The sequence below is a fragment of the Limosilactobacillus portuensis genome (assembly GCF_014838735.1).
Taxonomy (GTDB): domain Bacteria; phylum Bacillota; class Bacilli; order Lactobacillales; family Lactobacillaceae; genus Limosilactobacillus; species Limosilactobacillus portuensis.
Genome location: NZ_JABUXQ010000003.1, coordinates 105892 through 118135, shown reverse-complemented (window position 1 = coordinate 118135; position 12244 = coordinate 105892). Strand labels below are relative to the sequence as shown.

At 40.1% G+C, this 12244-nt stretch carries 11 protein-coding genes; 1 reads left to right on the top strand and 10 read right to left on the bottom strand.

Going from position 1 to position 12244, the window contains the following annotated elements; translation table 11 throughout:
- Positions 1-870: 870 nt before the first annotated feature.
- Positions 871-1866, bottom strand: a complete 996-nt coding sequence (locus tag HUK49_RS01820; protein ID WP_191912438.1) for an NAD(P)H-dependent flavin oxidoreductase — start codon at positions 1864-1866, stop codon at positions 871-873.
- A 96-nt stretch (positions 1867-1962) separates the two neighbouring features.
- Here HUK49_RS01820 and HUK49_RS01815 point away from each other — a divergent pair, with 96 nt between their 5' ends.
- Positions 1963-2853, top strand: a complete 891-nt coding sequence (locus HUK49_RS01815; protein ID WP_191912437.1) for a LysR family transcriptional regulator — start codon at positions 1963-1965, stop codon at positions 2851-2853.
- Positions 2854-2908: 55 nt separating this feature from the next.
- Here HUK49_RS01815 and lysS read toward each other — a convergent pair whose 3' ends face one another.
- From lysS to HUK49_RS01770, 9 genes are all read right to left on the bottom strand, one after another.
- Entirely contained in the window at positions 2909-4429 is a 1521-nt protein-coding gene (gene lysS / locus HUK49_RS01810; RefSeq protein ID WP_191912436.1) for a lysine--tRNA ligase, read from the bottom strand.
- A gap of 20 nt (positions 4430-4449) precedes the next feature.
- The gene (gene dusB / locus HUK49_RS01805; protein ID WP_191912435.1) at positions 4450-5460 is read right to left on the bottom strand and encodes a tRNA dihydrouridine synthase DusB; all 1011 of its coding nucleotides are present in this window, start codon (positions 5458-5460) and stop codon (positions 4450-4452) included.
- A gap of 104 nt (positions 5461-5564) precedes the next feature.
- On the bottom strand, positions 5565-6467 hold the full coding sequence (gene hslO, locus HUK49_RS01800) for an Hsp33 family molecular chaperone HslO (RefSeq protein ID WP_191912434.1): 903 nt from the start codon (positions 6465-6467) through the stop codon (positions 5565-5567).
- A gap of 77 nt (positions 6468-6544) precedes the next feature.
- Complete coding sequence (gene ftsH / locus HUK49_RS01795) at positions 6545-8710, bottom strand: ATP-dependent zinc metalloprotease FtsH (protein WP_191912433.1); 2166 nt, start codon at positions 8708-8710, stop codon at positions 6545-6547.
- A gap of 213 nt (positions 8711-8923) precedes the next feature.
- Positions 8924-9466, bottom strand: coding sequence for a hypoxanthine phosphoribosyltransferase (gene hpt, locus HUK49_RS01790; RefSeq protein WP_102168313.1), 543 nt, complete (start codon positions 9464-9466; stop codon positions 8924-8926).
- On the bottom strand, positions 9463-10872 hold the full coding sequence (gene tilS, locus HUK49_RS01785; protein WP_328797245.1) for a tRNA lysidine(34) synthetase TilS: 1410 nt from the start codon (positions 10870-10872) through the stop codon (positions 9463-9465). The genes hpt and tilS overlap by 4 nt, the downstream gene beginning before the upstream one ends.
- Positions 10853-11356 (bottom strand): S1 domain-containing RNA-binding protein, encoded by a 504-nt coding sequence (locus tag HUK49_RS01780; protein WP_191912431.1) that lies wholly within the window; start codon positions 11354-11356, stop codon positions 10853-10855. The genes tilS and HUK49_RS01780 overlap by 20 nt, the downstream gene beginning before the upstream one ends.
- A gap of 138 nt (positions 11357-11494) precedes the next feature.
- Complete coding sequence (locus HUK49_RS01775) at positions 11495-11851, bottom strand: FtsB family cell division protein (RefSeq protein WP_102168310.1); 357 nt, start codon at positions 11849-11851, stop codon at positions 11495-11497.
- 116 nt (positions 11852-11967) lie between these two features.
- Positions 11968-12234 carry an RNA-binding S4 domain-containing protein gene (locus tag HUK49_RS01770; protein WP_003717850.1) on the bottom strand — a complete coding sequence of 89 codons (267 nt, stop codon included), beginning with the start codon at positions 12232-12234 and terminating at the stop codon, positions 11968-11970.
- Positions 12235-12244 lie beyond the last annotated feature (10 nt).

The window sequence follows — 12244 nt, the reverse complement described above, 5'->3', positions numbered from 1 at the left end:
GAATCCAACGTCAATTCAGTGCAAGCACGTCATATCAGTTGGGCCAGTGCGCTCGACTTGCATGTATTAGGCACACCGCCGGCGTTCATCCTGAGCCAGGATCAAACTCTCATATAAAATATAAGAACTTGAATAGCTCTAATTCAAATTAATTAAGCGAATTGACTTCACAAATGTTTTGCTTCAAATCATTATGATTGAAGACCCTACACATTTGATTCGTCGAAACTTTGTTCAGTTTTCAAAGGTCTACCTTAGTTAGCAGCAAGCGCTGACTAACAAATTTATTATATCAGATGCTCATAGTAATGTCAACAACTAATTTTAACATTTTAACTAGCTGTCATACTTTTTAACAAGCAACTTTTATAATATAGCATGCCGTCTTCCTTAAGTCAATAACTAATTTCAATAAACACTTGAAAAAGTTATTACCTCATAGACAACGTTAATTACTATACAAGCTCATCATTAATAAGTCAACGTCTATTCTAAAAAAATTAAACAAATTTTCTATAAGCGAATTTTGCGATTTCTTAGTTCATTATTGTTCATAATATTTGCCGTTTTAACGTAAAAAATAACGATCGATCAATTTAAAGTTCGATCTATTTTCAATAACGTTTACACCTACACATGAAAATGTTTCTTACTATATTCATCGCAAAGATTTTATTACTGACTAATCAAAATTTTTTCACTCCTTTGTCTATTTCTAGTAATTCTAAAATTCATCAACAAGATAACCATCCCTTGGATCTTCAAACACTATTAACATTCGTTTCAGATTAATTTTCTCTCTACAGAAATCTAATATAAAAAGACTCCGCATTGCCTTTTAAGACATTGTGAAGTCACTATCTGGTTCCATTATCGTTGTTCTTCTGGTACCCCCGAATAAATTCGGTCAACTACTTTATCAATTGGATCAATTTGATGAATGAAAGAAATGCCAAGACCAAGTGAAGCATATCCCTTACTGAGATCACCATCAATCATTCCATCGTGCATTCCGCGATAAGCATTGGCAGTATGCCACACTTCTTCTTTACTTTTACCTTCGTCGGTTAATTGAACTAGTCGATTAGGTAATTCTCCTGGAAGAGAGCGATAATATTTCGGTTCAGCACTAAACAAGACTTCGTTATATGCATCATTTTCTATAACCGCTTGCTTAATATTATCAGCCATTGGTGATTCTTCCGTTGCCAAAAAAGCAGTACCTGCAAAAATACCATCAGCACCTAGAGCAAAGGCAGCTTTGGCGGTACGGGCATCGACAATTCCTCCAGCAGCCATTACTGGTATTCGACCATTAACTATATCAACCACATACGGAACTGCAGAAAATGTTCCTACAGCTTTGTCTGGAACGGTTCCACCTTCGTCAAAGCCTGTTGCGACGATAACGTCAGCCCCCATTTGAACACTTGCTTCAACTATTTCTTTTGTTGGCGTAGCAGGACGATAAATAATTTTAATACCGTTATCGTGTAGCTTATTAAACCACCGAGAAATTGGTTTAGCAGCATAGATTACCGCGGCAGCAACCTTCTCTTTAGCCATTAATTCAATCATCCTACCAGTAAAAGCATCTTTATCTGGATCAGGAGTAAAAATAAGATTAATTCCAAATGGCTTTTTCGTTAGTGCTTTAGTTTTTCGAATTTCCCTTTGCATGTTCTCAAAGGTCTGATTATGACTTTCTGAGGTATCAATTGGATACTGACCTGCATTAATCCCAAGTGTTCCCATTCCTCCAGCATTAGAAACAGCAGCAACCATTTCTGCATTTGTTAACCAGAATAACGGACCCTGGATAATTGGTTTTTCGATTCCTAATTTTTCGGTAACTTTATTCATCATGATCCCTCCATATCGTTTATACTATTATTATGATGTTATAACCATAGCAAGTAAAATAGTAATAGTTAGTGAAATTATTACAGATGAGGAATAATAATGAATAATTTAAGACGAGAAATTCAAATCTTAGAAGGTGCCCAATACACCGCTACCTTAACCACCCTTGCTGAAAAATTATATTTAAGTCAGCCTTACATCAGTCGACTAATTAAAAAAATGGAAGACAATTATCAAATCAAATTAGTTAATAGAACTAATCCACTCTCTTTAACAAAGGCAGGAGAATCAATTCTTAATAACATGAAAGAAATTCAAGCCGCCGAAGATAATCTCCATACCAATATTAGGAGACTCAAGCATCAAGAAGAAGGGGTAATTACAATTGCTTTTTGCTCCCTAATTGGCTTGTCAGTAACTAATATCATTGCTATCCTCCATCAAGCCTTTCCTGAAACACTATTTAAGGTTACAACAACTGCTAATGAGCACTCCTTAACTAGTAAAGAGGTCGATATTGTAATTGGTCAAAAATGCAACAATCCGCTTTTTCAGATTCTGCCATTTGAACCAGCAGAAATGTCACTGCTTATTCCAGATACTTGTCCCCTATACAACCCCCATCAAAAAATTATTTCTTTTTCTGAAGAAGGATTATCGAAACTAAATAATAGCAACTACATTGCCGTTAGTAATGCTTCTTTCTTTCAGCAGCAAGTTAATTATCTTCTCAAGAAAAATCATATTTCTATTAATAAGTTAGCTGAAATGCCAATAAGTAGATTAGCAACCCAACTAGCACTCAAGACTAAAGCAACAACAATCACAACCACCAAGATTGCGCAAGATAGTTTAACTAAAGAAAGTGCATACTGTCTAATGCCACTCCCTCTCAACTTGATTAATCTAACTCTTGCCGTCTCTTACTTACAAAGTGCACCAGTATTAACTAGGCAGGTAGCACAAAAAATATATGATCTAGTGAAATAACCAAAAGAGCCACACCTCTCTCAAATTTCAAGAGGATGTGGCTCCTTATATGTTACTACTTCTTGTTCTTTTTCTTCTTACCGTTCGTTTCTTCCTTTTCTGGACGCATAGTTGGGAAAAGGATGACATCACGAATAGACTTAGCATCAGTTAATAACATTACTAACCGGTCAATACCGATTCCGAGACCACCTGTTGGCGGCATCCCATATTCAAGGGCCTCAACGTAATCTAAGTCTACTGGTTCTGCTTCATCATTACCATTAGCCTTTTCCTTAGCTTGCATTTCAAAACGTTCCTTTTGGTCAATTGGATCGTTTAATTCACTAAAGGCATTTGCTAATTCACTACCGTCAACGTACAATTCAAATCGATCAGTCATTGCTGGATTTTCCTTGTTCCGCTTTGCTAGTGGTGAAACTTCAACTGGGTACTCATAAACAAACGTTGGTTGAATCAAGGTATCTTCAACGAATTCTTCAAAGAAGGCATTCAAAATATGACCCTTTGTCCAGTATGGCTTATATTCAACCTTATGCTCGTCAGCCAGCTTCTTGGCGTCATCATCAGTCATTGATTCATCGCTAAAGTCAATTCCTGTCTTTTCCTTAACAGCGTCAACCATTGTGATCCGCTTAAATTCACCGCCAAGGTCGATTTCATGCCCCTGGTAAGTAATCTTGCCATCATCAGAGACAACCTTAGCTGCTGCCTTAACAATCCCCTCAGTTTCATCCATTACGTCACGGAAGTCAAAGTAAGCAGCATAGGTTTCCATTGTGGTAAATTCAGGGTTATGGTGTGGATCCATCCCTTCATTCCGGAAAATCCGGCCAAGTTCGTAAACCCGTTCAAAGCCACCAACAATCAACCGCTTCAAGTAAAGTTCGGTTGCAATCCGCAAGTACATATCAATATCCAATGCATTGTGGTGGGTAATAAATGGTCGAGCATTTGCACCCCCTGCTTGGGTGTTCAAAATTGGTGTTTCAACTTCAGTAAAGCCATGTTCATCCATGTAACGACGAACTGCTTTAATGATCGCTGTTCGTTGGTGGAAGCGCTTGAAGCTTTCTGGATTTGAAATCAGGTCAAGATAACGTTGACGATAAATTGTTTCAGGATCGGTAACCCCTTCCCACTTGTTTGGAAGTGGCCGAAGAGCTTTAGACAAGAATGTAATCTTGTGGGCCCGAACAGTTAATTCTCCCGTATCGGTTTTGATTACATCCCCTTCAATCCCAAGAAAGTCACCAATATCAGCACGCTTAAAGATATGGTATGGTTCATCACCAACCATGTCTTTTCGAGCATACACTTGAATCTTACCAGTTCGATCAACGAAATCAGCAAAGCCAGCCTTACCGCTACTCCGCTTCCGCGTCATTCGACCAGCGATAATCACCATTTCGCCCTTTTCGCTTAGTTCTTCCTTATCAAATTGATCGTACTTATCGTGCAAGTCTTGAGCAAGGTGATCCCGCTTAAAGCGACGACCGAATGGTTCAATTCCCGCCTCTTTAAGTTCTTCCATCTTTTCGCGACGAACGCGCATTTGATCTAATTCTTGTGACACGTACTTTCTCCTCCTCTTAATTAAGCGTGCTTCCGTTGCTCTTTCTTCAATTCACGCTCAGCTGTTTGTTCAGCAAACCGATCAAAAATATCATTCATTTCCTGACGAGTCTCCGCTTCAACTAACGAAGCTTTGGTCCGGGCAGAACGGGGAATTCCCTTAAGATAGTAAGTAGAAAGGCCACGAAATTCCCGAACACCCACATATTCACCTTTGAGGTCAATCAATCGATTAAGGTGTTCCTTAGCCATCTTAATTTTTTGTTCAGGTGTGGCTTCAGGAAGAAGCTCGCCAGTTTCCAAGTAATGTTCTGTTCGCTTTAACATCCATGGGTTACCAAGAGCTGCTCGACCAATCATTGCAGCGGTTGCTCCCGTCTCATCCAGAATCCGCTTAGCATCTTCTGGAGTCCGAACATCACCATTAGCCATAAATGGAATTGATAAATGATCTGCTACTTCTTTTAGTATATTCCAATCAGCGTGTCCCGTATACATTTGTTTTCGGGTTCGACCATGCATTGCTAGAGCTGCAGCACCTGCCCGTTCAGCTGCTAGGGCATTTTCAACTGCATAGATATGCTTATCGTCCCAGCCAGTCCGCATTTTTACCGTAACTGGTTTTTTCACTGCATCGGTAACATATGATACCATTTCGTAAACCTTATTGGGGCCAAGAAGCCAGCGGGCACCAGCATCCGTTTTAACAACCTTATTAACTGGGCATCCCATATTAATATCAATCACATCAGCTGCTGTATGTTCATCAACATACTTAGCGGCCTGAACTAAGGTTTCCTTTGTACCACCAAAAATTTGAATTCCCATCGGGTGCTCACTTGGATCGACATCCATCATGTTCAACGTTTTCTTGTTATGGTACATAATTCCCCGATCAGAAATCATCTCGCAGACTACGTATCCTGCACCAAACTCCTTGCAAATCACCCGAAATGCCGAGTTGGTAACTCCAGCCATTGGGGCAACCACAACCTGGTTAGGAATTTCGACATTTCCAATATGCCACTTCATTTTTTCACCTCATTATAAAATTAATGTGAACTGCACTGGCTAATTCTTCGTTCAATAACCAAATCATGATAGCACATCATCGATTTTTCACCAAATAAATTGAGTTATTTAGATTCCTCTTGGTTCATTTTGGCATAGATATCTTTTAATTCCTGCTCATTAAATTCATACTTCTTACCACAGAATTGGCAGACCGCTTCAGCATGGTGATCTTCATTAATCATCTTTTCCAGATCCTTCTTTGAGATGCTTGCCAATGCGTGCGCGAACCGTTCCTTACTGCAATCGCAACGGTATGAAACTGGCATCCGGTCTAAAATCTTCAATTGATCACCAAAAATTCGTTTCAAGATATCCTCAGGAGTATCACCGTCCCGAAGCATTTCTGATACTAGTGGCAACTCCTTCAATTTCTTTTCAAGTTTACTAATTTCTTCATCACTTGCCCCAGGGAGCACTTGAATCATAAAGCCACCAGCAACTTCAATTGATTCATCAGGATTAACAAAGACAGAAAGACCAACCGCTGACGGAATCTGTTCCGATTGGGCAAGGTAATAGGTAAAGTCATCACCAAGTTCACCAGAAACCAAATTAACCTGCCCGGTATATGGCGTCTTATCTCCAGGCGCCATTTTGGTAACGGATAATGTTCCGTGTTTGCCAATCGCTCCAGAAACATCGATCTTTCCCTTTTCATTTGCCGGTAAACTAACGTGGTTATTCCCCATGTAGCCCTTAACGGTTCCCTGAGCTGTCCCATCAGCAACAATAAACCCAACTGGACCATCACCCTGAATTTTAACGGTCATCCCTGCTTCACCTTGGAGACTGGCAGTTGCCAAAAGGAGAGTTCCAATTAGTGTTCGACCAAGAGCAGCTGAAGAAGCACTCCAGGTATCATGAATTTCATGGGCCTTTTCGACTAATTGACTGGCATTAACCGCATAAGCACGAAACTTGCCGTCCTTGCTAATACTTTTTACTAAATAGTCTGTTGATTTCATTTTTATCATCCTTTCACGTAAAAAACAGGAAGAACACGACCGACCTCTCGGCTTATTCCCCCTGTTTCTCAATCTAATTATTTATCACGCTCATCCGGAGCATCGGAATGATTGGAATCAGAATCTGCATCACTAGCAGATGTTGGTGCACCAGCTGCCTCACTATTTGGAGTATCAGCAGCTTGTGAAGCTTCATCATCTGTAGCTGAACTACTTGCTTTTAGTTGTTCAGTTGCATTACTGTGCTTTTCATCTTCTAATCTTTCCAAGGCACGCTTTGACTCTTCAAAGGTTTGTGCACGGGCTTCTTCATCAGCCGCAGCAATATCCTTATCAGGCAATTTCCCAGTCTTATAAAGACTAAGAATTTGCTTTTCGTCAAGTGTTTCGTACTTCAGTAATGCTTCAGCGATCAGCTTATGTTGTTCACGGTGGGTCTCGATGATATGAAGAGCTTGTTCATGTCCTTCACGAAGGATCCGGCGAACTTCCTCGTCAACTAAGGCAGCAGTCTTTTCAGAGTATGGTGACTGGTCGTAGCCCTGGCCCGTAAATACTTGACCAGAACTTTGTAATTCAACAGGACCAATCTTATCACTCATCCCATATTGGGTAACCATTGCCCGTGCGATTTGAGTTGCTTGTTCAAAGTCGTTAGAAGCACCTGAAGATTGAGACTTGAAGATTAATTCTTCAGCCGCACGACCACCCATTAATCCGGCGATCTGTTCTTCAGCGTTCTTCTTAGACATTAACATCTGATCTTCACGTGGCAGCATAATAGCGTAACCACCAGCACGACCACGAGGAACAATTGTTACCTTATGGACGACTCGGGCATCATTCAAGACAAGCCCAACAATTGTGTGCCCTGCTTCGTGGTAAGCAACGGTCCGGCGTTCTTGCTTTGATTCCACCCGATCATGCTTAGCAGGGCCGGCAATTACCCGGTCTTCGGCTTCATCTAGATCAGCAGCATCAATTTGCGTCTTGTTTCGGCGAGCAGCTAATAGCGCAGCTTCATTTAGCAAGTTAGCCAAGTCAGCACCGACGAATCCAGGCGTTTGCTTTGCAATTTCCTTCAGATCAACGTCATTTGCTAATGGCTTATTTTTAGCATGAACACGGAGAATAGCTTCACGTCCCTTAACGTCTGGACGACCAACTAAAATCTTCCGGTCAAACCGACCTGGACGAAGCAAAGCAGGATCCAAGACATCAGAACGGTTAGTAGCAGCCATTACAATGACACCTTCGTCACCTTGGAACCCATCCATTTCAACCAGTAATTGGTTCAGGGTTTGTTCACGTTCATCATGGCCACCACCCATTCCGGCACCACGCCGTCGACCAACGGCATCAATTTCATCAATGAAAATGATTGCAGGGGCTGCTTTTTTAGCCTGTTCGAATAAGTCCCGAACCCGGCTAGCACCAACACCGACAAACATTTCAACGAAGTCAGAACCAGAAATTGAGAAGAATGGAACTCCAGATTCACCAGCAACCGCCTTTGCAAGCAAGGTCTTACCAGTACCTGGAGGACCCTCAAGTAGAACACCAGATGGGATCTTAGCACCCAAACGAGTGAACTTCTTTGGATTCTTTAAGAATTCAACAACTTCAACCAATTCTTGTTTTTCTTCTTCTTCACCAGCAACGTCAGAGAACCGAACCTTGTTTTTCTTGGCATCAGCAGGCTTTGCTTTTGTCTTACCAAAGCTCATTACTCCACGACCGCCACCACCTTGGCCAGCTTGGCCCATCATCATGTAGAAGAAGAATATCATGATGATTAGTGGCAAAACAGTTAACAGCAAGTTCATCCAAACACTGTTAGATTCCTCTGCCCGCGTACTGATCTTAACGTTATCCCGGTTAGCATACTTTTGCAGTTGACTAACAGTTACGTCACTTTGTAATACCGAACTTTGGAAGTGGTTAACTTTACTGTTTCGTTGCGTGGCAAAACCAAAACTATTAGCAGAGTTATTATCAACAGATTGTGGTTTACGATAAGTACCAGTAATCTTGTAAACTCCACCATTTGGCTGTAGCTGGAAACTCTTAACCTTGTTACTCTTCAATTCAGAGATAAACTCTGTTTGTGAGACAGTCTTACTTTGTCCATTATTTTGGCTTCCACCAAAGAAGAAGTAAGCAATTCCCATAATACATAAGAAAATCACTGCGTAGAAGAGAACGTTATGAGTAAAATTATTGTTTCTCCGATTGTTATTCATAACAACCTCCTATCTACCAGCAACAATAGTGTGGTTACAATTGTAGTGACTATCATAGCATAATTGACAAATATTGACCAGCCAATTATCACGCTGATAATCACCACCCATCATTGGTCAATTTTACATTTTTTAAATTAACTTTTCCACTGATTTGACAGTAACTAATCTCAAATAAAAAAGACGAGAAAAATTTTTCTCGCCATCACCTTATTAATCCTTTTCATAAACAGCTGGCTTTAAAATTCCAACATACGGAAGATTTCTGTAATATCCTTGGTAATCCAAACCATAACCAACTAGAAATTCATTCGGGACATTAAAGCCGACATAATCGGCCTTCACTTCAACTTGCCGTCCCTCAGGCTTATCTAACAAAGTACATACCTTAACACTCTTTGCACCACGTTCTTTTAAGAGATCGATTAGGTACTTTAAAGTATGACCAGTATCAACAATATCTTCCATAATGAGGATTGAACGATCACGAACATCTGACTTCAAATCCTGAACCAGTTTTACTTTCCCAGTAGAAGAAGTTCCGCCGTAGTAACTAGAAACGTCAATAAAATCAAGTTTAGCCATTATGTCCATTCGCTTGATCATATCAACAGTAAATAAAACAGCACCAGTCATTACGGAAATAATCAATGGGCGCTGATCCTTGTACTCAGCAGTCAGTTGTTTAGCAAGTTCGTCCATCCGCCGATTAAGTTCTTCCTTACTGTATAAAACTCGTTCAATATCGTTATTCATTCTTTTCTCCTCTTCAAATCGTGCCTGCCAATAAATAGTCGTTGCCACCGGGTAGGGTAGTCGCGGGGACGAGTAAACCATCCCCATTTACGCCCAACAACCCAGACAACATTATTTTGAGCGTCAACAATTACTAACTGTTGATTACGTCTTGATAACGGCACTTTCTGATCAATTAAAACCCGACCAACTTTTTGGTGACCGCCATTCTTCAATGGTAGCCGATCTCGTTCTCGCCACCGCCGAATTGTTAATGGTAACTGCTCAGGTGCTAACCACATTTCTTGACAGTATTCTCCCTGGTTAAAGAAGGTCCTATCCTTAGCGACAGCGATTTGATAATCGTTTTCAATTGAATACCAACGGCCCAATTTTACCACAGAATTTATGGAAGTTTGAGTTTTTTGTGGCGATTGATTAACATTTTTTATAAATAGTTCGGAATAGTTCTTAAATAGTGCTAAATCAGGGGCAACCTGGCGTTCAAACTGGGGTAAATGACGATTATTAATGTCTGCAAGTAACTGCTCAATAAAGCCTCGTTTCAGCCCTAAGGCGCCAGTTTCCTCCAGCCACTTTACTAAAACCAGCTGCTCCTTAGCTAGAGATAGCTGACCTAGTTTTTTTATATCCAGATGGCCATTCTTGTTACTAAGTTTTGCTAGTTGTTCTTGAGCAAACTGGTTTTCAAGTTCAACTGCTAATTCTAACTGCTCATGGTAACTATTTAAAGAAGCTAAGAAATTAGCATTTTCTTTTTCTAATAATGGAATAACCTGATGACGAAAACGATTGCGACTAACATTCAGTTCGTGGTTAGTTAAATCTTCATACCATTTCAAATGATTATTGATGGCATATTCACGCAATCGGTGTTTAGGAAAAATTAAAAGAGGGCGTTCAAGCACTCTTGATGCAAAGGGCCGCTTTTCCTCAATCCCGATTAACTGGTGTAATTGACCACCACGGGTAAGCTTCATTAGCATTGTTTCAGCAAGATCATTTTGGTGATGAGCTGTCAATAAAATTGTTGCTTGCTCTTCTTTCATCACCTGAGCAAAAAACCGGTAACGCATTTTCCGGGCAGCTTCTTCAATCCCAGTTTGTGGATGATCAGCTAATGACCAATGATGAACGAGCAGTTTGAGCTGGTGTTCATTGCAATAATCTCGAATAAATCGCTCCTCTTCCTCACTCTGCTTTCGTAACCGATGATTAACATGGGCAACAATTATTTGAGGACGGATATTTACGGGAAGCTCCTGTAGCAACGCTAACAAGACCATTGAATCTACTCCCGTTGAAACTGCCACGATCACTCTATCATTTTTATTAAAAAAGCGACCCCGTTCCAGGTGTCGCTTAAATTCGTTGTTTAATTCCATCTTAGCTCCGACGACCACCACGACCGCCACGCTTGCCATCAGTTTGACGTTTTAATGTTGAAAGGCGGGATTCGCTTTCCTTCAAGTATCCAGCTAGCATTTCATCAAAATTTTCGTGGTGTCGCGATTGGTGATGGCCTGAGTTGAATCCACGGTGGTAACCATGCTGACCTTGACGCTCAAAATCATTATTCCGGTGTTCATGATGCTCGTGATGGAAGTTATTATGACGATGCTCGCGATGTTCGCCACGTTCGTCGTCATGATGGCGTTCTTCCGCATCCTTCATGGATAAAGCAATTTTGCCATCATCGCCAACTTTAGTGACCTTAACAGTCACGGTATCACCAACTGATAATACATCATGAATATCTTTTACGTAATTATTTGAGATCTGACTAATGTGTACTAAACCAGTTTGGTTATCATCCAAATCAACAAAGACCCCAAAATTAGTAATTCCTGAAACCTTACCCGAAACCTTTGCTCCAACTTCAATTGACATGAAATTAATTGATCCTCCTCAAGCCACAATATTGTGATAAATGTACGTTGAGTATACCATACTTCAAACCAGAAAAGGTGCTAAAACTAAGAAAAAACAGGAACAAGTTATCCATGACCCTGTTCCTGTTTTTTATCGTTAATTATCTAAATTATAAACTGTCTCGCCCTTCTTCGTATAGTTATACTTTGAGCGAATTATTTGTTGCAGATAATCGGGATTATGTAATTGCTTTTTTTCTTGTTTAAGGTCTTTTCCAATATCCCTCTGACGAGCTAATTGCGTTTTTGAAGTACGAATACTTGCTTCAATCTTTGCTAAAGACCGTTTGCTTTGAATAATTTGAAAACCAAGAAGCAAAAAAACAACCGAGAAGATTAACAAAATTCGTTTACAGCGCTTAATGTGCGCACGACGAACCAACTGCTGGTTAACAGTCATTTGTTGCGCATAAGGCGTATTAATTTGTGAAATTTTGTCAGATCGACTCCTCATTTTAGTTGCCCCCTAATTTGGCTTATCACGGACTAAGTATAACAGCTTTTTAGGGAAATTGTCTATAAACATTTGAAATTATTAAATATTTTATTAATAACTGTTCAAAATCAGCGTTAATCAAAATTTTCCGCATAGGTTTCATCAATAATTTTGTACATATTTTCCGCTTCACTCTTCTTGGTTGTTTCAACAATTTGGTTAACTTTAACCGTTTCAGTCTTATTACCAAACTTAATTGTTAACGTATCACCCGCTACAACTTGACTTGAAGACTTTGCTGGCCGATTATTAATTAAAATTCTTCCCTGATCAGCAATTTCCTTGGCAACGGAGCGTCTCTTAATAATTCTTGATACCTTGAGAAACTTATCTAATCGCATTCGATCCTCT